The sequence below is a fragment of the Hyphomicrobium sp. CS1BSMeth3 genome (genome assembly GCF_900117415.1).
In the GTDB taxonomy this organism is placed as follows: domain Bacteria; phylum Pseudomonadota; class Alphaproteobacteria; order Rhizobiales; family Hyphomicrobiaceae.
In genome coordinates, this window is the sequence record NZ_FPEI01000005.1 from 1,143,553 (window position 1) to 1,167,251 (window position 23,699).

The following is a 23,699-nucleotide window of genomic DNA, read 5'->3' on the forward strand; positions in this document are numbered from 1 at the left end:
AGGCACCGGTGCTGGACAAGCTGGAGTTTATGATTGCCCTCGCCCGCGAGAAGCACTTCGGGCGGGCCGCCGAGAGCTGTGGTGTGGCGCAGCCCACGCTCTCCCAGGGCATCCAACAGCTCGAGGAAATGCTGAACGTGCCGCTCGTGAAGCGCTCGTCGCGCTTTCTCGGCTTCACGCCGGAAGGCGAGCGCGTGTTGGTCTGGGCGCGCCGCCTCGTCGGGGACGCTCAGGCCATGCGCAAGGAGATCCTCGGGATGCAGCAGGGCCAGGGCGCCCAGCTCCGCATTGCCGCGATGCCTGCTGCCATGCCGCTCGTTGCCTCCCTGACGGCTCCCTTTCAGCTCCGCAATCCGACCGTGCGGTTCACCCTGCTCACGCGTACCTCGGACGAGATCATGAGCCTGCTGCACGAGCGCGAAATCGATGCGGGCGTTCGCTACATGAGCAGCGCGCCCAGCGGCGACGTCGACGAGGTCCCGCTCTATGAGGAGCGATACCTGTTGCTGACGACCGCGGGCGGCCGCTACGGCGACGCCACCGAGATTGCCTGGTCCGAGCTCGCGGCGCTCCCGCTCTGCCTCTTCGCGCCGAGCCTGCAGCAGCGGCGCATCATTGACGAAGCCTTACGCCGCCGAGGTGTCGAAGTACGCCCGGCCATCGAGACGGATTCCATTCTGGCGCTGACGACGCATGTGCGTACGGGACGCTGGGTCAGCGTCGTCTCGAGTCTGGTCGGAGATGCCATCGATTTGTCCGGCTCGCTGCGGGTTGCCCCCATCGTCGATCCCGAAGTCGTGAGCTCGATCGGCCTCGTGGTCTCGAAGCGCTTTCCGCTTCAGCCTGCCATGGCAGCGCTCATGGCCGAGGCACGCCGTGGCTTCACCTATGAGCCTGCATCGCAGCTCGATGGTCAGGCCAGTAACTGAGGCACTGAAACTTACTAATGGCGACCATCACACTGACTTTCGACAACGGGCCCGAGCCCGATGTGACACCGCACGTGCTCGACACACTGCGCCGGCACGATCTCAAGGCGACGTTCTTCGTTCTCGGCAGGAAACTCGTCGAGCATCGCGCTCTGGCGGAACGCGCCCATGGCGAAGGCCATTGGATCGGCAATCACACCTTCAATCATGCTGTGCCGCTTGGCCTGATGACGGGGCCGGGGGCCGCGGATGAGATTGCGCGGACGGAAGCGCTGATCGGTGACCTCGCCCATGAGCGCCGTTTCTTTCGTCCCTATGGCGGCGGCGGCCTGCTCGACAGGCGCCTCCTCAATGGCGAAGCGCGCGATCATCTGGCGGCGCATGGCTATACGATGGTTCTGTGGAATGCCATTCCCGAGGACTGGCGAGATCCTGAGGGCTGGGTGGCGCGTGCGATCGAGCAGTGCTTTGCGCAGGAAGAGACGCTGATCGTGCTGCACGATCTCCCGACCGGCGCGATGAAGCACCTCGATCGGTTCATCGTTGCCGCAAAAGATCGCGGCGTGGCCTTCCAGCAGGATTTTCCGGCAAGTTGTCTGCCGATGATCAAAGGCCGCGTCGTACTGCCGATCGACAACTACGTCAGCGAGGCCGCCGCCTGAGTGGGGCGTTAGGCGCGCCGCGTGTCGGGGCCTCAGCCGGCGCGGCGCCGTCCGCGTATGGGCCCGACATGGGCCTCTGCACGGGGCTCTGGCAGCTTACGGTCGACAGCCAGTTCTTTGGCGCTGTGAACCAGTTGCACCATCGGCTGCGGCTTCCCGAGCAGATAGCCCTGCGCCTCGTCGCAGCCTTCGCTGCGCAGGATGACAAGCTGCTGATCCGTCTCGACGCCTTCTGCGAGAACCTTGATCTCGAGCGTCTTGCCGAGGCTGAGCACGGCGCGCACGACGGCCTTGGCCTGCTGGCTATGCTCCACCTCGTTCATGAACGAGCGATCGAGCTTGATCTTGTCGAAGGGGAACTCGCGCAGCGTCGAGAGCGAGGAGTACCCCGTCCCGAAGTCGTCGATGGCGATCGTGACGCCGAGCGTCTTGAGCTGGCGCAGGATGTGCAGCGTCCGCGCCTTGTCGGCGATGATCGTCGATTCGGTGAGCTCGAGCTCGAGCCGGCTCGGCGAAAGATCAGTCTGGAGCAGCACCTCGTGCACAACGCGCGCGAGATCGGCATTGGCGAACTGGACCGGCGAAAGATTGACCGCAATCTTATGCGGGACGCTCCAGCTTGCAGCCTCGCGGCAGGCCGTCCGCAGCACCCATTCGCCGATCGGGAGGATCGCGCCCGTCTCCTCGGCGATCGGGATGAACTCGACGGGCGACACCATGCCATGCACGGGATGCCGCCAGCGGAGCAATGCCTCGTAGCCGCAGATCTCGCCGCTCGCGATGGACGTCTGCACCTGATAGTGCAGCTCGAGCTGATTGAGCTCGACGGCGTGGCGGAGATCCTGAGCCAGCGAATGGCGGGCGCGGGAGGCTTCATCCATGCGCGCTTCATAGAAGCACGTGATCCGCGTAGCGTCGGCAATGGCGCGATACATGGCGAGCTCGGCGTTGTTCACGAGCCGCTCCTGCGTATCGCCATCCTCTGGATAGACGGCGACGCCAAGGCTCGCGCCGGTCACCGTCTGGAAATCGCCGAGATGGATCGGCGCGAAGAGAACACCTTCGAGACGCGAGATGAAGTCGAGGAGATCGCCCTGCTCGCTGAAGCGCTTGGAAGCAGCAAACTCGTCACCGCCCGCGCGGGCGACGAATTCCCCGTCCCTCAGGAGCTGGCTGAGTCTCTGGCTGATGTTTCTCAGAGCCGCATCGCCTGCTTCGAGACCGCGCAGGTCGTTGATCTCCTTGAAACGGTCGAGATCGATGCCGATGACAGCCACCCGGCTGTTTTCGCTTTTGGCGCGTACGATCTCGTGGCCGAGATTTTCCGCGAAGCGGGCGCGATTGGGCAGGCCGGTCAGGGCATCATTGTGCGCCAGATGATGCAGGCGCTCGGCCATGTCCTCGGTCGCCTTCGTATCGATGATGTAGGCGGCCACGCCCGTGCCGGCGATGATGAGGCTGACACCTGCGATGGCGATGGCCATCGCCACGAGCAGCTCGGGATCGACAAGCGGTGCGCCAGTGGCAGGCGGCGTCACGCTGAGCGCTGTCATGCCGGTAAAGTGCATCGAAAGATCAGCGAGGACGAACAGGCCCATCGCTGCATGATGCGCGTGCGCCCAAGGCTTGCGAACGGCCTGGCGAAGAGCCATGGCGCAGAGCACTACGGCCATGGCGACCGACGCGACGACGTAGCCGGTGCTCCACGCGATGACGCCATCAATGCGATAGGCCATCATGCCCGTGTAGTGCATGGCCGCGAGAGCGAGCCCGATGAAAGCGCCGCCCGCTTCGGGGAGCTGCCCGTTCCTGTAGCGAAGGGCGATGTGAAAGCCCGTGCCGCAGCCTGCAATCGCGATCAGGAGCGAGAACATGGTCAGCAGCGGATCGAAGCTGATCGGCGCCCGGACGTCGAAGGCAAGAATGCTGATGAAATGCGTGCACCAGACGGAGGCGCCTGCCGCGACCGCTGCGAGGAACGTCCATCCATAGCGCTGCGTGCCGAGCTTTTCGCCGGCGCGATGGAACAAACCGAGCGCCACCCAGCTTCCGCTAAGGGCAACGAATGCGGCCAGAAGAACGAGCCGCAGATCATGCTCGGTGAGAAACACGGAAATGACGCGCATACCGGTGCCCCAATGCGAACGACCGCGCTCTCTCCCTCTGGGAGCGCATAAGTTCGAGCCTCGAGGCTAGCGGGCGAGGTGCTAATATTGAATAAAAACTATCGCTTATTTACCGCTCTAGCGCGGTAATTTATCGGCATCTTTCGCGCCGGGCGCAACGCGACAATCGAGATTGCGCCCGGCTGATGCGGCCCTTTACTTCGCGGTAACAACCTCGGCCGGCGGCACCGAGCCCTTTCGGATGGTCGCTTCGGTGAGCGTCGGCGAGCACAGCTCGATAAAGCGATAGGCATAGCGGCGCAGGTAGCTGCCGCGCCGCACAGCGATCCAGGTCGTGTTCGGCGGGAAGAGCCTATCCGCAGGGAGCAGCTTGAGCGGTGCATCGCGCTTCGCATCGAATGCCACCGACGCGATGATGCCGACGCCGAGACCAAGCCCGACGTACGTCTTGAGCACATCCGTATCCATCGCGGACATCACCACATCGGGGGAGAGGCCTGCCTCGTGGAAGGCCTTGTCGATGTTGCCGCGGCCGGTGAAGCCTTCGTGATAGGTGATGATCGGGTACTCGGCGAGGGTCTCGAGCGTAAGCGGGTCGGCGCGCTCCAGCTCATGCCCCTTGGGTATGACCACGCCGTGGTGCCAGGTGTAGTAGGGGAAGGTCGCAAGCTGCGGCGTCAGTGCAAGCGTCTCGGTGGCAATGCCGATTTCGGCCTGACCGCTCAGCAGCATGTCGGCGATCTCAGGCGGGCTGCCTTGGTGCAGGGCAAGATGCACCTTTGGGAAGGCCTTGACGAACTCCTGTACGACGCCGGTCAGCGCGTAGCGCGCCTGCGTGTGCGTCGTCGCGATGGTCAGCTTACCTTCGTCCTGATCGGCGTACTGCTGGCTGAGCTTCTTGATGTTGGCTGCATCGACCAGCATGCGGTCGACGATTACGGCCAGCTCCTTGCCGGGCTCGGTGAGGCCGAGGAGCCGTTTGCCGCGACGAATGAAGAGCTCGACGCCGAGCTCCCCCTCGAGATCGCGGATGTGCTTGCTGACGCCCGACTGCGATGTGTAGAGCGCACCGGCGACTTCGGTCAGATTGTAGTTCTGCCGGACAGTCTCGCGAATAATGCGCAGTTGCTGGAAGTTCATATCAGGACTCCCATCCGTCTTGTGAATATGCTCTGTGCAACGAGATCATTGCTGTGCCGCCCCGATGCCCGCTCGACGCGAGCGCCAGCCGCGTGTCGCAGTTTCAGCCCCGCTCTGATAGACGCGTGACACGGCAGGCAGGGGTGCAACTTCGAGGGCGTGAATGGTGGCCGCGTTGACGATCTCGAAGGTCGTGAAGCCCGCGCGCAGCATGAGCGGGAGCTGATCGAGCAGCACGTCGCCCGTGGCCCGGATCTCGCCCGCATAGCCACTCTCGCGCAGGCGCCGCGCCGTCGAGTATGCGCGGCCGTCCGTGAACTTCGGAAAGACGAGCGCAATCACGGCGAGGCGGTTGACGTCGTCCGTGTCGAAGTCGAGGGCTTCCGAAGATTGCACGACGACGCCGACCGGCGCTCCAAGTGCGGCCAGTGCGGGCTGCTCGGCTCGCCAGCGCGTGAGCGAGACAATAGCCTGACCGCCAATCGGGAAGGGCTCTGCATCGGCGATCGTGCGCCACGGATCGGGGACAAAGCTCGTTCCCGTCCACAGGCGCGGTTCGGTCGTGGCCGGCTTGAGCGGGCTGAAGAGCGGGGCGGGCTCAGACATGGGCAGCCTCCCTGTCGGCGCGCCGCGTTGGCTCGGGACCGTAGAGCGCCGTGCGGAACGGCACTTTGCCGAGGCGACGATAGGCCACGACAAAAGTCTCCGAGGCGTCGCGGCGCAGCGAGAGGTACGTTTCGACGATCTTCTCTATGGCATCGGGCACCGCGTCGGCCGTGAAGCTCGGGCCGATGATGTCTCCAACTTCGGCGTCGTCCTTCGGGCTGCCGCCGAGCGTGATCTGGTAGTGCTCGGTGCCTTTCTTATCGACGCCGAGGATGCCGATGTTGCCAGCATGATGATGCCCGCAGGCATTGATGCAGCCCGAGATGTTGAGGCGCAGCGGCCCGATTACCTCGGCGCGTGCGGGATCTGCGAAGCGCTTGGCGATCTCCTGCGCGATCGGGATCGATCGCGCATTGGCGAGATTGCAGTAGTCGAGCCCGGGGCAGGCGATGATGTCCGTGATCAGCTCGGTGTTTGCGGTCTCGAGTCGCTGCTTGATCAGTGCATCGTAGATGCGCGCGAGGTCTGCAACGGCAACTGTCGGCAGCACGAGGTTCTGCTGATAGCTGACGCGGATCTCGTCGTGGCCGTACTGCTCGGCGAGCGCGGCGACGGCCTCCATCTGCTCGGCCGTCGCATCGCCCGGCACCTTGCCCGGCTCCTTGAAGGAGATGTTGACGATGGCATAGCCCGGCACGCGGTGCGGCAGCACGTTCGTGCGGAGCCAGCGCGCGAAGAGCGGGTCGGTCGTGCGGCGCGCCTCTATGCCGGTGTCCTCCTGCGGGCGCGGCTTCAGCTTGCGCGGCGCGAAATAGGCCGCGATGCGCTGGAACTCCTCGTCGGGAAGGTCGATCGACGGGGCATCGAGCGTCGCCCACTCGGCCTCGACCTGGCGGCGGAACTCGTCGATGCCGAGCGCATTGACGAGGATCTTGATGCGCGCCTTGTAGATATTGTCGCGACGGCCATGCAGATTGTAGACGCGCATGACAGCCTCGAGATAGGAGAGCAGGCGCGCGCGCGGCACGAAGCGCGCAATCTCCTGCGCGACATAAGGTGTGCGGCCCTGGCCACCGCCGACGTACACGCGAAAGCCCGTCGCGCCTTCCGGTCCCTTCACGATCTTGAGGCCGATGTCATGGAAGAGGATCGCAGCGCGGTCCTCGGCAGCACCGGTGATGGCGACCTTGAACTTCCTCGGCAGGAACGTGAACTCGGGATGGATCGTCGACCATTGCCGCAGCACTTCCGCCCACACGCGCGGATCCTCGATCTCGTCCATCGCGACGCCGGCATAGGGATCGGCCGTGACATTGCGGATGCAGTTGCCGCTCGTCTGGATGGCGTGCATCTCGACTTCGGCGAGAGCGTCCAGAATGTCCGGCGCGTCTTCCAGCTTGATCCAGTTGAACTGGATGTTCTGGCGCGTTGTGAAGTGTCCGAAGCCGCGATCCCACCGCCGTGCGATCATCGCAAGCTGGCGGAGCTGGCGCGATGAGAGCACGCCATAGGGAATGGCAATCCGCAGCATGTAGGCGTGGAGCTGCAGGTAGAGGCCGTTCTGCAGCCGAAGCGGCTTGAACTGCTCCTCCGTGAGGTCGCCGGCGAGGCGGCGGGTCACCTGACCTCGGAATTGCCTCGCGCGTTCGGTGACGAAGCCATGGTCGAACTCGTCGTAGCGGTACATCGTGGAAAGTTCCTCAGACGGTTGGGGCGCCGGCAGCGCGGATCTTCTCGCGCACGGAAAGCGGCGTTGGGTGGCCATCGACGATGGCGACATCGAAGGCGTAGACGGCTGTGACTTCGCTCCGCTCGACGGCGGCGAGCGCGAGCTTCTCGAGCTTCGCGCGCGCGTCAGCATCGGGAGCAGCGGTGGCGTCGGCGAGCTTCTCGACCCAGGTGCCATCATCCTTGAGATAAACGACGGCGCCGGTGCGCAGGATGTTGGCGGTGACGATACTAGGCATGAACAACCTCGATATGATCCTGCTGCGCCAGCCGTTCGACGATGCCAGCCGCATCGAGGCCCGCGACCTCGCCAATGATCAGGAGTGCGGGCCCTGTGATGTCGAGCTTTGTCGAGGGCGCTGCAAGTACATCGAGAGTGATCGCGATCCGGCGCTCGCCAGGCTGGGAGACGCGGGACGCGATGATCACCGGCATGGCCGGCGACCAGCCGGCGTCGATCAACGTCCGCGCAAGGTCGCGGGACGTCGAAAGCCCCATGTAGACGGCAAGCGTTGCGCCCTGGTTCGCCAGTGCCGCGAGGTCGACCTGATCGAATTCGGGAGCGCCATCGCCGGCCGCGTGACCGGAGAGGAATGTCACCGAGCGCGAGAGATCGCGATGCGTCAGCGGGATCTGCAGGGAGGCGGCCGCGGCGGTTGCTGCCGTGATGCCGGGAACGACCTCGACGGCAACGCCCGATGCGCGCAGCATCTCGATTTCCTCGCCGCCACGGCCGAAGATGGACGGATCGCCGCCCTTGAGCCGCACGACCGTCTTGCCTTCGCGCGCGAGCGCGACGAGCAGGGCGTTGATTTCCGCCTGTGTCTTGGAGTGGCGACCCTTGGCCTTGGCAACCGAGATGAGCTGGGCCTCGCGGCGCGCATGATCGAGCACGCCCTCGCCCATGAGGCCGTCATGCACGATCACATCGGCAGATTTCAGCGCCCGCACCGCCTTGAGCGTCAGGAGATCCGGATCACCAGGGCCGGCGCCGACGAGGATCACGCGGCCGACCGGCGCCGTTTGCGCGCTCTCGCTCGAAAGAAGGGCCTCGATCGCTGTGCGGCCCTCGGCTTCATCGCCCTCGAGAATGGCGCGGGCGGCCGCACCGCCGAACACCTCATCCCAGAAAACGCGTCGAGCGGCGCCGGGCGCAATCGCGTCCGCAACGTCATCGCGATACGCGCGCGCGATATCCGCGAGGCGGCCGAGGCGCGGATGCAATTCCAGCTCGATGGACGAGCGAAGCCGCGTCGCAAGAACCGGCGCCGCACCCTCCGTACCGATCGCGACAGTCACGGTGCCGCGATCGACAATCGCACCTAGCGCGAACGTCGAAAGATGCGGCCGATCCGGCACGTTGACCGGAACACCGAACGATCGCGCCAGCTCGGACAGGCGCCTGTCCTCGGCATCGTCCTCCGTCGCTGAGATCACGAGGGGCCGACCGGGGAGCGATTCCCATAGCGTAGCCGGGTCGAGGCGCTCGACGTGGCCCTCATCGATCAGCGGCCGGAAGCCCTCGACGAGCGCTCCCGCCGCAACCGCCACGCGCTCGGCGCGCTTGAGCAGCAGGCGGACCTTGCTCAGAGCCAGATTGCCGCCGCCGACGACGAGAGGTGCGGTTCGGCCGACCTCCACAAAAATCGGAAATGTCGCCATAGACTCACCCTGCCACCCAATAGGTCTGTACGAGGCTGTCGGGCTGGATCTCGAACTCGAGGCCGTCCATCTCGTTGGTGGTTTCGATCTGGCAGGCGAGGCGCGAGGACTCGTCGGCCGTCGGGATGTCATCGAGCTTGGCAAGTTCCTCGTCAGTGGGCGGGGGAAGAACGTGCTGCCAGCGCTCGGGAATGCGGATGTGGCAGGTGCCGCAGACGCAGGCGCCGCCGCACTCGGCCTTCACTGGAAAGCCGTACATGCGGAGAAGGTCGAGAAGGCGCAGGCCCGCGATCGCTTCCCGCTGGAAGTGACTGCCGTCGGCCAGATAAATGTGGATCTTCAGGATCTTATCTTCGTCGTCTTCGACGAGGGGCGGCTCAATGCGGGCCACTGCGATTGTCTGCATCACACGCTCCGTTGATCGTGCAGTGCAACATAGTGGAAAAATAAACTAATGATAGCTCGTCTTGAAAATAAGAATAGAAAACCATTCCTAGTTATGGCGATAGGAGCGCGCGTATTTCTCCCCCAAGCCGCAAGAGGAACCCGATTGCCGGTCTCAGCGAGACAATAGGAAATCGTGCCTCCGGCCGCGGCCGGCTGGCCTTCGCTCCGTGACACGAGAGGGCGGGGCCGGCGCGTTCGCGGCTGCCGGCGTCGTAGATACGACTTTCAATCTGATAGACACTTGTGCAGGCCGATGCCAATTTGAGCGCGACATTCGTCATGGCCTTCAATAAGCCTGCAAGCTGCAGAGTGAAGGGCCCGGGAGTTCGACGTTGACTTATTGCGCATGGATACGTGTCAGGTTCTCGAAACCTGGCGCGGCAGGGGGGTGATCGATGTTGCGGCGGGCCCTCGATGCTCTCTATCTCGCTGCTGGTTATCTCGCCGGCCTCTTTCTGATCGCGATCTTTCTGCTGATGATGGCGCTGTCGCTCGGCCGCCAGGTCGGCGTCAATGTGCCATCGGGCGATGACTTCACGGCCTGGTCTCTTGTCGCGATGGCGTTTCTCGCCCTCGCACACACGTTCAAATCCTCCGAGCTGATCCGCATGGGGCTCGTCATCGAGCGCCTCAGCGGGCGGGCCCGGACGGCTATGGAACTCATCGCCTTGGGCATCGGCACGGCGATCGTCGCGACGCTCTCGTGGGCCGCGGTGACGATGACGTACGAGAGCTGGCTCTTGAACGACCTCTCCAGCGGCGTGGTCTCCGTGCCCCTCTGGATCCCCCAGCTCGGTTTCTCGGTGGGCTCGTCCATTCTCCTCATCGCCTTCCTCGACGAGTTCTACAACGTCGCGACCGGCGGCTATCCGCGCTATTCGAAGCCGCCGCCGAAGACCAAGGAAGAAATTGTCGAGCGGGCAGCATCGGGGAACCTGTGACGATGCAGCTCGAGCTTGTGGAAGTCGCCTTTGCGCTGCTGCTCGTTTTGGGCGTGGCGTTGGTTCTCGGCGTATGGGTGGGGCTGGCGCTCGTCCTCAGCGGCATCGCGGCCATGTATTTCGTCGCCAACGTGCCCATGACGGCCGTCATGGCGACCACCATCTGGAGTGCGAGCGCCTCTTGGACGCTTGCAGCCCTGCCGCTCTTCGTCTGGATGGGCGAAATCCTGTTTCGGACCCGGCTCTCCGAAGAGCTTTTCCGAGGGCTCGCGCCCTGGGTGGGGCGCCTCCCAGGCGGCCTCGTGCACGTCAATGTGCTGGCGTGCGGCATATTCGGGATGGTTTCGGGCTCTTCCGCAGCAACATGTGCCACGATCGGCAAGATCGCACTGCCGGAGCTTACAAAGCGCGGGTACGATGAGAAGCTCGCGATCGGATCACTCGCCGGCTCTGGAACGCTCGGGCTCCTGATTCCGCCCTCGATCATCATGATCGTCTACGCCGTCCAGGCCGAGGTGTCGCTTCTGCAGATGTTCCTTGCGGGCTTCCTGCCCGGCGCCGTGGTCATGGTGCTCTACTGCGGCTACATCGCAATTGTGTCCCTGCTCAATCCCGACAAGCAGCCGCCATCCGAGCCTTGGATGGGCTTCCGGCGGGCATTCAAAGAGTCGGCGAACCTTATCCCGACACTCCTCCTCATCCTGTTCGTCTTCGGGGCGCTCATATCCGGCTCGGCGACGGCAACGGAGTGCGCGGCCTGGGGTGTGGCAGGCGCTCTGATCATCGCGTGGCTGCAGGGGTCGCTGACCTTCCAGTCCTTCTGGGCGAGCGTGATGGGCGCGACCCGAACCACCGCGATGATCATGCTCATTCTCGGCGGTGCGGCCTTCATGTCTGCGGCGATGGCGTACACGCAGATACCGGCGGCCATTGCGGACGGCGTGTCTCGCTTGAACCTCGGCCCGGGAATGCTCATCGCGTGCCTGACGCTGTTCTACATCGTCCTCGGCATGTTCCTCGATGGCATCTCGATGATCGTGCTGACGATGGCGATCGTCCTGCCCTTGGTGCAGAAGGCCGGCTTCGATCTCATCTGGTTCGGAATCTTCGTCGTGCTCGTCGTCGAGATGGCGCAGGTTTCGCCGCCCGTCGGCTTCAATCTGTTTGTGCTGCAATCCATGAGCGGCCGAGACAGCTGGACGGTCGCGTATGCGGCGCTTCCCTTCTTCATTCTTTTGATTGTCGCCGTGGCGATCATCTATGCCTTCCCGCAAATTGCGCTATTCTTGCCGAGGCTGGTGTTCCCGGCTTGATGGCGTGCCCGCACGACCAGAAGACGAAATGGAGTAGATGGATGACGACATTCAAATTGATGCTGGCTGCGACCGCCGTCGTGGCGGCAACGGCGACGACGGCCACCGCTCAGACCAAGTGGAACCTGCCTGCCGCATACCCGGCGTCGAACTATCACACCGAAAACCTTGCCTGGTTCGCCGAAGAGGTGAAGAAGGCGACCGGCGGAAAGCTCGAGATAACCGTCCATGCGGGCGCCTCGCTATTCAAGGCGCCGGAAATCAAGCGCGCGGTTGCGACCGGCCAGGCGCAGATGGGCGAGGTGCTGATCTCGATCCACGAAAATGAGGACTCGGTGTTCGGCCTCGACACCATCCCGTTCCTCGCCTCGAGCTATCCCGAAGCAAAGAAGCTGTGGGAGGCGCAGCGGGCTGCGATCGCCAAGAAGCTCGACAGCCAGAACATCATGGTCCTGTTCGCAGTGCCGTGGGGACCGCAGGGCATCTACGCGAAAAAGGAGCTGAATACGGTTGCCGATATGAAGGGGCTCAAGTTCCGCGCCTACAATGTCGGCACGACGCGCATTGCCGAGCTCGTCGGCGGTCAGCCGGTCACGGTGCAGGCGGCGGAGCTGCCGCAGGCGCTCGCGACGGGAACTGTCAATATCTTCATGACCTCGGGTTCCACGGGCTACGACAGCAAGGCCTGGGAGACCATGAGCCACTTCTACGACGTGCAGGGCTGGATCCCGAAGAACGTGACCTTCGTCAACAAGGCCGCTTTCAACGGCCTGCCGAAGGATCAGCAGGAGGCAATCCTCAAGCTCGCCAAGGCGGCGGAGGAGCGCGGCTGGAAGATCGCGCCCGAGAAGGCCACCTGGTACAACGAGCAGCTCACCAAGAACGGCATGAAGGTCCTCCCGCCGAGCGCCGAGCTGAAGGCGGGGCTGAAGAAGATCGGTGACCAGCTCACCGAGGATTGGCTCAAGAAGGCGACTGACGACGGCAAGGCCGTGGTCGCGACCTATCGCAAGTAAAAAACGATCGGCCGGTCAGCGATGACCGGCCGATCGGCATGATTGCTGGAGCAATCGAGCGAGCCGTGCCCTTAGGCGCGGCTCGCTTCATTTTCAGAGCGCGACTTCGATGAGGTAGGGGCCCTGCGAGGCCAGGCCGGCATCGAGCGACTTTGCAAGCTGCGTGCAATCCGTGGCCCGGGAAGCCTCGACGCCCATGCTGCGCGCCATGTGCACCCAATCGATGGCGGGATTGCCGATCGTCAGCATGTTCACCGCGCGCGGGCCGGGATTGCGCACGCCGACGTTGGTCAGCTCGCCGCGCAGGATGTTGTACGAGTGGTTGGCGAAGACCAGCACAGTGACGTCGAGGCCTTCGCGTGCCATCGTCCATAGCGACTGGATCGTGTACATGGCGCTGCCGTCGCCCTCGAGCGCGATCACTTTGCGGTCCGGGCAGGCGACCGCAGCGCCGATCGCGACCGGCAGGCCATAGCCGATCGATCCGCCGCGATTGTTGATCCAGCTATGCGGCGGCGCACCCGCCGTCTCGGGAAAGAATTCGCGTCCCGTCGTCACGCTCTCGTCGACGACGATCGCGTTCTCGGGGATCTTCGCACCGAGGATCGAGGCAATGCCGGCCGGACCGATCGGCCCCGTCGGAAGGGCAGGGCGGCGCGGCGCTGCAACCCCGGCAGGCGGCGTGTTGATTGCGTCGAGCTCGATGGCGAGGGCCTCGAGCGCGGCTTCCATGTCGTCCTCGAGGCCGGCGAGCTTCGTGGAGCGCGCATCCTTCGGCATGAGCAGGCTGGGCTTGTTCGGATAGGCGAAGAAGGCGACGGGCTCGCGTGCGCCGACGAGGACGAGGTTGCCGGCGGCTTCCATCACCTTGAGTGCCTGATCGACGACATAGGGAATGCGGTTGACCTGGACCCGGCCGGCCCCCCGTTCGAGGCGCGTGTTCGCGCCCTCAGTGAGAATGCCGCAGCCGGTCTTGGCAGCGATACGACCCGCAAGCTCCAGCGGGCGCGCGCGCAGCGCTGCACCGCCCATGAGTAGGGTTGCTTTGGGGCTCTTGCGCAGCATCTCGGCCGCTGCCTTCACGGCATCGCCCGACACCTTGGGTGGCGCGACCCTCGGCGCCGTCTCGGCAATGCCGTTCGCAGGCCCCCAAGCCGTATCCGCAGGCAGGATCAGCGTCGCGATCTGGCCCGGTGTCTGGCGTGCCGCTTCGATCGCCAGCGCGCCGTCGGCTGCGATGCCGGCCGAGTTCGGCGAGGTCTTCACCCAGTGCGACATCGGCCGCGCCACGCCCTCGATATCGGAGGTGAGTGGGGCGTCATGGGTAATATGGTAGGTCGCGTGCTCGCCAACGATATTGACGATGCCGGAGCTCGCCTTCTTGGCATTGTGGAGGTTGGCAAGACCGTTGGCGAGGCCAGGACCCAGATGCAGAAGTGTCGATGCCGGCTTGTCGAGCATGCGGTAGTAGCCGTCCGCCGCGCCCGTCACGACACCCTCGAACAGGCCGAGCACGCAGCGCATACCCGGTACTTTGTCGAGCGCCGCGACGAAGTGCATTTCCGACGTGCCCGGATTGGTGAAGCAGACGGTCACGTCGCCTGCAATCAGTGTCCGTACAAGGCTTTCCGCCCCGTTCATCTCGCTCGACATCGGCCTACATGGCTCCCATTGCATGAAAAAGCCCGGCACCTGGAACGGCCGACGGGCGATGCCGCCGACTTTATGCCGAACCGCAGGGGGGTTCAAACCGCTGCTGTCGCACGGCCGCATCAGCAACGTGCATGGATGAGCTGGACTGGTTTCTGAGCAGTGGTGATGCACCCCTTCTGAGATAAGATGAATGCTCGAGGGTAGCGGCACACCGCGCGCGTGCCGTGAGAGTGGGGCGTTCGCCATCAGGCGGGCGGAATTCTTCTGGCAGTTTCGCATTCCGCTTCTTGCCGAGCTGGCTGTCGCGAGCGATGGCGGCGCGGCCGCGGATGGCGTCGTTAAAAGTGAGTGGCGACATGAGCGTGGCTGCTGACGGCATTGGATTGCGTGCCGCATGGCCGTCGGGGGTGTGGTGGCATCGGGCCCTGGTGGCGTTCGCGGCCGTCCTTTGGGTGGTCGGCTCTACGCTTCCAGCGGCGGCCATCAAAGAGGCGGAAGCCGCGCAAGGCCCGCCATATAATGTCGCGCTGCTCGTGAGCGCGCCGCGCGATGATCTCTGCCACGACCCTGGTGATATCGCCGCGATCCGTCGGCTGGCGGCGGACGAGCAGGCGCGCATCAACCAACGGGGCGGGATTGCCGGCAGACCCATAGCGATCAGGATCTTCGACGACGGCCGCGATGATGCGAAGGCCATCGCCAACATGCGCGCCGTTCTTGCTGACCGCAACATGATCGGCATGATCGGGCTCGGCAACGCGAGCCGGGCCAAGGCAGTGTTCGACGCGCTCGGCGAGGACATCCGGCGCAGCAACATACCGTTCCTTTCGGATATCGCCGTCAGCAGCATCTTCGCGGGCCACCCGAACGTCTTCACGACGCGCGCCTCGCAGGACGAGGAGCGGGCGCCCGTTATGGCCGCCTTCACGCGCAGCATGGGCTTCAAGCGGCCCGCTTTCATTGGCGCGTCGGGCATGGTCTCCAGCGAGGCGCTGCGCGAGAGTCTCGTCGATCTCATCGGCGAAGCCAATCTGAGTGGCGATCATCGAATGCGTCTCACCGACGGCAAACCTGACGCTAGAGAACTGGCCGCCGTCGTTGCCGATCTCGCTCAGCGTCAGCCTGATGTGATCTATCTCGCCGTCGGCTCGCGGGCCGGCGGTGAGGTCATGTCTGCGCTAAAGACGGCCGGGGTGACGCCGGCAATATTCATTAGCGGGCGCATCGACGCGCTCCCGCCAGCCGTCGCGATGTCCTATCCAAGCCCGCTCTATCAGATCTCATGGGACAACCTGCCGGAGCTCTACAACGGCCGCCTGCGCAAGCTCGCCGTGCTGGCACCTTCCAATCCCTGGATCTTCGAGGGGCGCAAGAACGCGCGCGCGCCCGGCTGGGCTAAGGGCGAATGCCAGGAGCGGGCCGAGACCCGCGGTATACGCGATCCCTTTGAAGCGGCGAACATGCGCGCCATTGCGACCGGTGCGCGCTACGCGGACATGATGGCGCTCATCGCCGACGTTTTGCGAACAGCCGATCGCAGTGCCGACATCGAGACGCTGCGCGCAGCCGCCGTGTCGCGCATCACGTCGGCCTACGCGGCCGGCCGCGGTGCCTTCAGGGGGACGTTCGAGAACTGGTCTTTCGATCCGACCACGCGTACGGCCACGCGCACGCCTTTCATCATCATTCTGCCGCGCGGTCTTGGCCGTTTGCAGCTCGCGCCCATCCAGTTCCGCCGCGCGCGCGACGGTACGTTCCGGCGCGTCGAGACGCTTTATATGGACATCGATCTCGTCAAGGCGCATCGCGTCGACGACAATGAGAAGGCCTACTTCGCGGAGTTCTATCTATCGCTCCACGCCAATCCTACGATCGACATCGGTGAGATCGAGTTCGCCAACGCCTACATCGATCCGCGCACCCATGGGCGCCAGCTCACGATCGAGCCCCTCCACGGCGGCGCCAGCGACCGCATCTATCCCGCTTCGATGAAAGTCTACAAGGTTGTCGGGCGCTTCCTGTTCGAGCCTCGTCTCGAGACCTTCCCTTTCGACACGCAGAGCTTCTCCATCGAGGTCCAACCGCGGCGCAGCGATGCCGCATTCATCGTTCAGCCACCTCCCGTTTCGTTGCGCGACGCACGCGTGATCACCGAAAGCTGGACGCCCATGGTGCACTATGTGGGCTATGACGAGGACTTCGTTCCTGTCGTCGACTCCTTCACCCATGAGGCAAGCGTCGCGCCCTTCTACAAGGCGAGCTTCGTGTGGCAGATGCGGCGCGAGACGACCGACTATTTCCTCCGCGTGGTCGTGCCATTGGGCTTCATTCTCGGCATCGCCTATCTTTCGATCTTCATTCCCATGGCGCGCTTCGACTCGATCGTGGCCATCCAGGTGACCGCCCTCCTGTCGGCAGTCGCGCTCTACATCTCCCTGCCTAAGCTCGACTCGGATACGGCGACACTGTCGGATCGCATTTTCGTCTTCGACTACATGATGGTGAGCCTCATGATCGCGATCACGGTCTTGAGGATCAATCCATTCGTCGCCAGCCGCCGGTGGCTGGTCAGCGTGCTCGAGTTCATGCACGTAGCCGTCGTGCCGGCCCTTGTGGTGGTCGCGGCGTACTATGCCTACGGCATGAGCATTGCCGCTCAGTAGGCCGGGGTGCTGCAACTAGACGTGCGGCATGACCTCTTCGGCAAGAAGCTTCATGGCGCGCTCAACGTGCGCCTTGTCGATGCCGCCGATGTTGAGCCAGAGCGCAAACTCGGTAATCCCGAAGCGCCGCTTCATATCCTTGAGCTTTGCGATGCATGTTGCAGGATCATCGGCGATGCAGGCGCCGTGCTCGTGCAGTTTCTCGAAGGAGAGATAGCCCATCTCGCGCGTGCGTTTGCCTTCGCGCATGGTGAGCTCGTAGCCCTTGACCTCGCCGGCTTGCGGCGCGCCGGCGAGCTGGTTCGCGGTCACCTTGGCATAGAACCACTCGACGTGCGTCTTGTAGATCTCGCGCGCCTTGGCCGCATCTTCATGTACGAAGAACGGCAGCAGGATCATGCGTTCGGCCTTCTTCGGATCTCTGCCAAGCTCTCTGCACACCGCGTCGTATTGGCCGCAGCTCTTCTCGAGTTCGTCCATCCAGGTCTCGCGATAGGTGCGGTACGTGAAAGGCGACGCCATTTGCAGGTTGACACCGCTCCGCGCAGCCTGCTCGAAACTTTCCGGGCTGATCGTCGCCTGATAGACCGGCGGGTGCGGTTTCTGCACGGGCTTCGGCAGCACCTCCACGGGCTCGGGGATCGTCCAGTACTTGCCTTTGTACGAGATCTTCTCCTGCGTCCACGACTTCAACACGATGTCGAGGCCTTCGGCGAGCATCGCGCGGCTCTGGTCCATCGGCAGGCCGAGACCGACGAACTCGTGCGGCTGGTAGGCACGGCCGACGCCGAAGTCGAGCCGCCCATGCGAGAGGACATCGACGAGCGCGTAGTCCGAGGCCGTCCTCAGCGGATGATTGAAGGGGATCGCACACACGGCCATGCCGATTCGCAGGCGCTTCGTGCGCTGGGCGATGGCGGCGGCATAGACCTGGGTCGAAGTGACGAGGCCGTAGGTCGAGAAGAGGTGCTCTGCAATCCAGACGCTGTCAAAGCCGAGTTGCTCGGCCAGCTCGAAGAGGCTCAGGTCCTCGTCGAAGGCTTCGACGACGCGCGAGAGATCCGGAACCTGACTGAGGCTGAAGATGCCGAATTTGGTTTTGCCCATTGCCGACGTTTCCCTGAATGCTTGTTCAGGAGTAATGGTGTTCTTGGAAGCTCCGGGCGTCAAACGACATTCGTGCGTCCGTAACTTGCCGCATGTGCATGGGGAGGAACTCTAAGGGTGCCAGAAGAGTTTTTCCTCGGGCACTCATGGGGATGGGGGTTCGGACATCATGCAGTCATGTCTCCGACACTTTTTGCCCGTAGCCGCGGACCGACGGATGCCGGTCGCATGGAAAGTTCCGTGCCGCAACGGTCCGCGCATTCAGAGAGCGAATAGCCATGACTCGACGTACTCGACGTACTAAGGGATCAAACATACTGCCGCTGGCGATGACGGTCGCGCTCGCAGGAACGAGCTGGATCGGCCTTGCGGGCGGGCCGCTGGTACCGCAAGCGCAGGCTCAGCGCTCGCAGGAGAAGGACCAGGACGATCAAGGGCGCCAGCGCGATCAGCGCCAGCGCCAGGAGCGTCCGCAGGAACGGCCCGGCGATCGTGGCGGTCAGGGGCGTGGAGAGGGGCGCGGCGATCCTGGGCGCCAAGGCGATCGCGCGGCGCCGCAGCGCCAGGAGCAGCCTCGCGGGCCCGGACGCGAAGAGCGCCGCGAGCGCGCCGCGCCGCAGCCTCAGCAGATGCCGCCGCAGCAGCAGCGCCCGCCTCAGCAGGTTGCGCCACAGCAGCCGCGTGCACCGCAGCAGGTCGCACCGCAGCCTCAGCCGCAGCAGCCGCGCGCACCGCAGCAGGTAGCACCACAGCCCCAGCCACAGCAGCCGCAGCGTCCCGACTTCGGTCGCGCGCCGCCGTCGGGTGCACCGACTGGCGATCCGCAGCAGCGTCAGGTCATGCCGCCGCGTGGGCCGCAGCCGGGAGGTGATGACGGTCGCCGTGGTCGCGGCCCGGAGCAGGCGCGTCCGACGCAGCCCGGGGGCGATGGCGATCGCGGGCGCCCGGGCCAGCCGCCGCAGCGCGAGGGCCGGCCCGATGGGCGTCCTGATGGGGGACGTCCCGATGGTGCGCGTCCCGCGGAAGGGCCGCGCGGTCCAGGGGCGCCGGATGGAAGAGCGGCCGAGCGGTTTCAGCGCGGCCCGATGCGCCTCGATGAGGTGAAACGCGGCCGTGTCGAGCGCAATGAAGGTGGCCGCCGCGTCATCGAGGAGCCGGGCAATCGCGTGATCATCCGCGAAAAGGATCGGATGGTTATCCGCCGCGACGAGGGTCGTGCCTTCGAGCGCTTCAGCCCGAACGCCCGGAGCCGAGATCTAGGCGAAGGACGGCGCGAGACCTGGTTCGAGCGCCCCGATGGCACGCGCGTCTACAGCGAGGTCGACCGCAACGGCCGCATCCTGCGCCGCTGGCGTCGCGATCGCGGAGGTCGCGAGGTCGTCCTGATCGACAACCGCCGCTTCTATCGCAACGTCGCAATCGGAATCGGCGTCGGCGCGCTCGGGATCGGCGTCGGCCTTGCGCTCGCACCGCCGGCGATCAGCATCCCGCGCGATCGCTACATCGTCGACTACGAGCAGGCTTCCGACGACGACCTCTACGAGGCACTCTCGGCGCCGCCGGTCGGCCGTCTCGAGCGTGGCTACTCGCTCGATGAGATCCGCTACAGCGCATCCCTGCGCGACTACATGCGCCGCATCGATCTCGACACGATCAACTTCGAGTTCGGCTCGTTCGAGGTCGCGCGGGACCAGTATCCGAAGCTCGCACGCCTCGCGCGCATCATCCAGCGGATGCTCGAGCGCAATGAGGCCGAGATGTTCCTCATCGAGGGGCATACGGATGCCGTCGGATCCGACGAGGACAATCTGACGCTGTCCGATCGTCGCGCCGAGTCGGTTGCCGACATCCTCGTCAATGAGTTCGGCGTACCGGTCGAGAACCTCGTTACGCAGGGCTATGGCGAGCAATATCTGAAGATCAACACGCAGGCGCCGGAACGGCAGAACCGACGTGTCGCGCTTCGCCGTATCACGCCCCTGCTCGGCGAATTGCACGATCGCTAGAGATCGCGGCGGACAAAAAACGAAGGGAGCCCTTGGCGCGGCCAGGGGCTCCCTTTTTTATTTCGTCGATATCCGGTCAGCGGCCGTTGCCGTTTGAGCGCAGCGACTGCACGAAGTCGTAGATCAGCATCGCCATGACGGCACACACTATGATGATCAGCGGCGGCGCGGGTACCCAGATGAGCATGAACGCCAGAAAGGCTATTACCAACGTTATGCCGATGATGCCGGTGATGAAGTTGGTCACTTGGCCCTCCTTTGGCTGGTCCGGCGGCCGGAGCTTTTTGATGATGTGGATTTGCGGTGGGGCTTGCCGCCTTCGGCAAGATGGCGGGAAAGCCAGCGCGCGGTCCTGAGAAGACGGGCATCGTTGCCACGCCGTCCGACGAGCTGCACGCCGATCGGCATCCCGTTCGGGCCCTCGAGCAGCGGCAGGGAAACGGCTGGCGTGCCGAGGTACGTCCAGAGCGAGCAGAAGATCGGGTTGCCTGTTGCAGTCCCGATGGGAGCCTCGCCTGGCGCCGACGCGGTCAGGATGGCATCGTACTCGTTGAACAGGTCGTCCAGCAGGCGGTTGAAAGTCTCGGCCGCTGTCGTTGCCTCGAGGTAGTCGAACGCCGTGTGCTGCTGACCGCGCGTGAGCAACTCGCGGAGCTGAGGGCTCAGAGCGTCGCCGCCCTTCGCGAGATCCCGGCGGAAGTTATGGGCCATGTCGGTGGCCATGACGATGCCGTGGAAGTCGATCGCGCGATCGAACGCGGTGCCGAGGTCGACGGGCTGGATGGTCTCACCGAGGGCGGCAACGAGCTCGGCAAATGCCTCGTCCAGAACCGGCTCGGCGGCTTTCCATGCGGGCCCCTTGACGAACGCGAAACGCGGCGGCAGGGGCGGCTCGCCGGCTGCCGTCATCGCAAGTTGCGGAGCCGCGATCGGCCGGGTGTCAGGATCCTCCTCATCATGACCGGCGAGGACATCGGCGATCAACGCCGCATCGACGATCGAGCGGGCAAACACGCCGACATGATCGAGTGCGCGAGAGAGGAGCAACGCGCCGGAGCGCGGGATGAGGCCGTGCGTCGGCTTGTAGCCGACGACGCCGCAGAACGCCGCGGGGCGGATCACGGAGCCATTGGTCTGCGAGCCGATGGCAGCAGGCACCATGCCGGCGGCAACGGCAGCAGCGGATCCGCTCGACGAGCCCCCGGGCGTGCGTGCCGGGTCGTGTGGATTCCGCGTCTTTCCTGGATGGTAGTAGGCGTATTCGGTCGTCACCGTCTTGCCGAGAATGACCGCGCCCGCCGCACGCAGACGCGCGACGGCGGCCGCATCATGCCGCGGTGTTCGACCCCGCCAGAGGGCGGAGCCGAACTCGGTCGGATAGTCCGACGTGTCGAAGATGTCCTTGATGCCGAGCGGCACGCCGTGCAGGGGCCCGAGCGCCCTGCCCGCCATGCGCTGATCGTCGGCTGCCTGCGCCTGCCGCAGCGCGTGATCGGGGTCGAGGAATGCCCAGGCCTGAACCTGTCCGTCGACCTCGCGCACGCGGCTGAGGCAGTCCTCGGTCAGCTCGACGGCGGTGACGCGACCCTCACGGATCGCCGCCGCCGCCTCAGCCACACTCAGATCTGCCAATCGCGTCATCTTCCGAGCCTTGTTGCCTCGCCGGCACCTAGCGTGACGTGTAGAGGTAGTCAGGCAGCCACAGTGCAATGCCTGGGAAGATGTAGACCAGGAACATCGTCAGGAACACCATGCCGACGAACGGCAGGGCGCCACGGAAGATGTGCGTGAGTTCCACTTGTGGTGGGGCCACGCCTTTTAAGTAGAAGGCCGCCATCGCCACGGGAGGCGTGTTGAAGGCCGTCTGCGTATTCAGCGCCACCAGGATGCCGAAGAAGATCGGATCGATCCCGAAGTTGTCCAGGAGCGGCAGGAAGATCGGCACGAAGATCACGATGATCTCCGTCCACTCCAGCGGCCATCCCAGAAGGAAGATGATGGTCTGGGTAAGCAGCAGGAACTGGATCGGTGACAGATTGAGGCCGAGAATGAAGTCCTCGACAACTTTCTGGCCGCCAAGAATTGCGAAGACCGAGGCGAATGTCCACGAGCCGATGAAGAGATAGCAGACCATCGCCGAAGCGCGGGCCGTCAGGTAGACGGATTCCCTCAGCATCTCGTAGTTGAGTGCCCGATATGCTGCAGCGAGCACGAGGCTCGCAAGCGCACCGGCTGCCGCCGCTTCCGACGGTGTCGCCAGGCCGAATAGGATCGCGCCGAGCACACAGACGATGAGGATCGCGAGGGGCAGGAAGGAAGTGAAGAGGGCCCGCAGCACCTCGCTGATCGGCACGTCCGTCTGCTCCTTCGGGAGCTTCGGGCACAATGCCGGATTAATGACCGCCCTGATGATGATGTAGAAGATGTAGAGTGCTGCCAGCAGAAAGCCCGGAAAGAAGGCCGCTGCGTAGAGCTTCACCGCGGACACGCCGGCTGTCGCCGCGTAGACGATCAGCAGAATGCTCGGCGGGATCAGGATGCCGAGGCAGCCGCCCGCGCACACGACACCTGTCGACAGTTTGATGTCATAGCCGGCGCGCAGCATGGCGGGCAGCGCGAGCAGCCCCATGAGCGTCACCACGGCGCCGACGATGCCGGTTGCGGTGGCGAACATCGCGCAGGTGATCATCGTCGCGACGGCGAGCGCCCCGGGTACGCGCGACATCGAGAGCTGCAGGGCATGGAAGAGGCGATCGAGGATGTTCGCCCGTTCTATGAGGTATCCCATGAACAGGAATAGCGGCACCGCGATCAGCGTATCGTTCGATGTCACCTCGAACGTCTTTTGAACAAGCAGCGTGAATATTCGATTCTCGAAGAACGCCTGGGTGGCATCGAAGTAGGCGTAGAAGCCGAAGCCGACACCCATGGCTATGAGTGTAAAGGCGATCGGAAAACCCAGCATGATGATGAAGATGAACAATCCCAACATCAGCATGCCAACTGCCGGGTCGGACATGCTTAGCCCCCCTTCGACGGATCGTGGAGCAGTTGCTCCTGTTGTTTTTCTCGAATGATGACGCTCTCGGTCTCCTCCACGTCGTGCAGCCGCTGCGGCCAGCTTCCTTCGCGGATGCAAATGATGCAGCGGATGATCTCGGCAGCGCCCTGCAGCAGCAGGAGCACGCCGGTCACGGGGATCAAGGTCTTCAGCGGAAAGATCGGAATGCCCGCCGGGCTGAAGATGCTCACTTCCTTGAAGCGGATCGAGGTCGCCGCGTACTTCCAGCCCGAATAGATCAGGGCGGCAACCGCCGGCAGGAAGAAGATCACGTAGAGGATGAGGTCTACGCTCGCCTGCGTTCGCGGTTTGAGGAAGCGGTAGACGACGTCGGCGCGGACGTGGCCGCCGCGTGAGAGCGTATAGGCACCGGCCATCAGGAACATCGCGCCGTAGTTGATGTAGCTGAAGTCGAAGGCCCAGGTGGTCGGCGCTCGGAACGCATAGCGCACAAGGACTTCGTAGCTGACGCCAAGCGTGAGAACCATGATGAGCCAGGCGAAGGCCTTGCCGGTCCACGTGCTGAGGGAGTCGATGAAGAAGAGGAAGTTTTTCATTTGCGCACCGATCTTCGGCGGATGCCGCCCAGGGGGCTGCCGTCAAAATATCGGGCGGCGCAACTCTACGCCGCCCGATACT

At 64.3% G+C, this 23,699-nt stretch carries 20 protein-coding genes; 7 read left to right on the forward strand and 13 right to left on the reverse strand.

The window, feature by feature from the left end:
* Positions 1-8: 8 nt before the first annotated feature.
* Entirely contained in the window at positions 9-929 is a 921-nt protein-coding gene (locus tag CS1BSM3_RS14415) for a LysR family transcriptional regulator (RefSeq protein ID WP_072387751.1), read from the forward strand.
* 17 nt (positions 930-946) lie between these two features.
* Entirely contained in the window at positions 947-1,591 is a 645-nt protein-coding gene (locus CS1BSM3_RS14420) for a polysaccharide deacetylase family protein (protein ID WP_072387753.1), read from the forward strand.
* Positions 1,592-1,623: 32 nt separating this feature from the next.
* On the opposite strand, the gene CS1BSM3_RS14425 is transcribed toward CS1BSM3_RS14420, so the two are convergent.
* The 7 genes from CS1BSM3_RS14425 to CS1BSM3_RS14455 all read right to left on the reverse strand — a co-directional run bounded on the left by CS1BSM3_RS14425 (position 1,624) and on the right by CS1BSM3_RS14455 (position 9,259).
* Positions 1,624-3,717: a putative bifunctional diguanylate cyclase/phosphodiesterase gene (locus CS1BSM3_RS14425; RefSeq protein ID WP_072387755.1), complete on the reverse strand. Its 2,094-nt coding sequence runs from the start codon at positions 3,715-3,717 to the stop codon at positions 1,624-1,626.
* A 195-nt stretch (positions 3,718-3,912) separates the two neighbouring features.
* The gene (locus tag CS1BSM3_RS14430) at positions 3,913-4,857 is read right to left on the reverse strand and encodes a CysB family HTH-type transcriptional regulator (RefSeq protein ID WP_072387757.1); all 945 of its coding nucleotides are present in this window, start codon (positions 4,855-4,857) and stop codon (positions 3,913-3,915) included.
* 45 nt (positions 4,858-4,902) lie between these two features.
* Entirely contained in the window at positions 4,903-5,463 is a 561-nt protein-coding gene (locus CS1BSM3_RS14435; protein WP_072387759.1) for a DUF934 domain-containing protein, read from the reverse strand.
* A complete protein-coding gene (locus CS1BSM3_RS14440) occupies positions 5,456-7,150 on the reverse strand; it encodes a nitrite/sulfite reductase (RefSeq protein WP_072387761.1) in 1,695 nt (564 codons plus the stop codon). The genes CS1BSM3_RS14435 and CS1BSM3_RS14440 overlap by 8 nt, the downstream gene beginning before the upstream one ends.
* 13 nt (positions 7,151-7,163) lie before the next feature.
* Positions 7,164-7,430, reverse strand: a complete 267-nt coding sequence (locus CS1BSM3_RS14445; RefSeq protein WP_072387763.1) for a DUF2849 domain-containing protein — start codon at positions 7,428-7,430, stop codon at positions 7,164-7,166.
* A complete protein-coding gene (gene cysG / locus CS1BSM3_RS14450; RefSeq protein WP_072387764.1) occupies positions 7,423-8,853 on the reverse strand; it encodes a siroheme synthase CysG in 1,431 nt (476 codons plus the stop codon). The genes CS1BSM3_RS14445 and cysG overlap by 8 nt, the downstream gene beginning before the upstream one ends.
* 4 nt (positions 8,854-8,857) lie before the next feature.
* Complete coding sequence (locus tag CS1BSM3_RS14455) at positions 8,858-9,259, reverse strand: 2Fe-2S iron-sulfur cluster-binding protein (protein ID WP_083528590.1); 402 nt, start codon at positions 9,257-9,259, stop codon at positions 8,858-8,860.
* 436 nt (positions 9,260-9,695) lie between these two features.
* Here CS1BSM3_RS14455 and CS1BSM3_RS14460 point away from each other — a divergent pair, with 436 nt between their 5' ends.
* The 3 genes from CS1BSM3_RS14460 to CS1BSM3_RS14470 are packed head-to-tail and all read left to right on the forward strand — an operon-like array spanning position 9,696 to position 12,570.
* Positions 9,696-10,241: a TRAP transporter small permease gene (locus CS1BSM3_RS14460; protein WP_072387766.1), complete on the forward strand. Its 546-nt coding sequence runs from the start codon at positions 9,696-9,698 to the stop codon at positions 10,239-10,241.
* Between the two features lie 2 nt (positions 10,242-10,243).
* Entirely contained in the window at positions 10,244-11,554 is a 1,311-nt protein-coding gene (locus tag CS1BSM3_RS14465) for a TRAP transporter large permease (RefSeq protein WP_072387768.1), read from the forward strand.
* Between the two features lie 41 nt (positions 11,555-11,595).
* Positions 11,596-12,570: a TRAP transporter substrate-binding protein gene (locus CS1BSM3_RS14470; RefSeq protein ID WP_072387770.1), complete on the forward strand. Its 975-nt coding sequence runs from the start codon at positions 11,596-11,598 to the stop codon at positions 12,568-12,570.
* Positions 12,571-12,663: 93 nt separating this feature from the next.
* Here CS1BSM3_RS14470 and CS1BSM3_RS14475 read toward each other — a convergent pair whose 3' ends face one another.
* A complete protein-coding gene (locus CS1BSM3_RS14475; protein WP_072388255.1) occupies positions 12,664-14,211 on the reverse strand; it encodes an acetolactate synthase large subunit in 1,548 nt (515 codons plus the stop codon).
* Between the two features lie 368 nt (positions 14,212-14,579).
* Here CS1BSM3_RS14475 and CS1BSM3_RS14485 point away from each other — a divergent pair, with 368 nt between their 5' ends.
* Positions 14,580-16,886, forward strand: a complete 2,307-nt coding sequence (locus tag CS1BSM3_RS14485) for an ABC transporter substrate-binding protein (protein WP_072387774.1) — start codon at positions 14,580-14,582, stop codon at positions 16,884-16,886.
* Positions 16,887-16,901: 15 nt separating this feature from the next.
* Here the strand turns inward: CS1BSM3_RS14485 and CS1BSM3_RS14490 are convergent, their stop codons facing one another.
* Positions 16,902-17,993 carry an LLM class flavin-dependent oxidoreductase gene (locus CS1BSM3_RS14490; protein WP_072387776.1) on the reverse strand — a complete coding sequence of 364 codons (1,092 nt, stop codon included), beginning with the start codon at positions 17,991-17,993 and terminating at the stop codon, positions 16,902-16,904.
* A gap of 278 nt (positions 17,994-18,271) precedes the next feature.
* Here CS1BSM3_RS14490 and CS1BSM3_RS28805 point away from each other — a divergent pair, with 278 nt between their 5' ends.
* Entirely contained in the window at positions 18,272-19,999 is a 1,728-nt protein-coding gene (locus CS1BSM3_RS28805) for an OmpA family protein (protein WP_143149213.1), read from the forward strand.
* Positions 20,000-20,075: 76 nt separating this feature from the next.
* On the opposite strand, the gene CS1BSM3_RS28295 is transcribed toward CS1BSM3_RS28805, so the two are convergent.
* From CS1BSM3_RS28295 to CS1BSM3_RS14510, 4 genes are read right to left on the reverse strand one after another with little or no spacing between them, the layout of a single operon-like run.
* On the reverse strand, positions 20,076-20,246 hold the full coding sequence (locus tag CS1BSM3_RS28295; protein WP_174263687.1) for a hypothetical protein: 171 nt from the start codon (positions 20,244-20,246) through the stop codon (positions 20,076-20,078).
* Entirely contained in the window at positions 20,243-21,640 is a 1,398-nt protein-coding gene (locus CS1BSM3_RS14500; protein ID WP_072387780.1) for an amidase, read from the reverse strand. Before CS1BSM3_RS14500 ends, CS1BSM3_RS28295 begins: the two co-directional genes overlap by 4 nt.
* Positions 21,641-21,668: 28 nt before the next feature.
* Entirely contained in the window at positions 21,669-23,018 is a 1,350-nt protein-coding gene (locus CS1BSM3_RS14505; protein ID WP_072387782.1) for a TRAP transporter large permease, read from the reverse strand.
* Positions 23,019-23,020: 2 nt separating this feature from the next.
* A complete protein-coding gene (locus CS1BSM3_RS14510; protein WP_072387784.1) occupies positions 23,021-23,617 on the reverse strand; it encodes a TRAP transporter small permease subunit in 597 nt (198 codons plus the stop codon).
* Between the last annotated feature and the right edge of the window lie 82 nt (positions 23,618-23,699).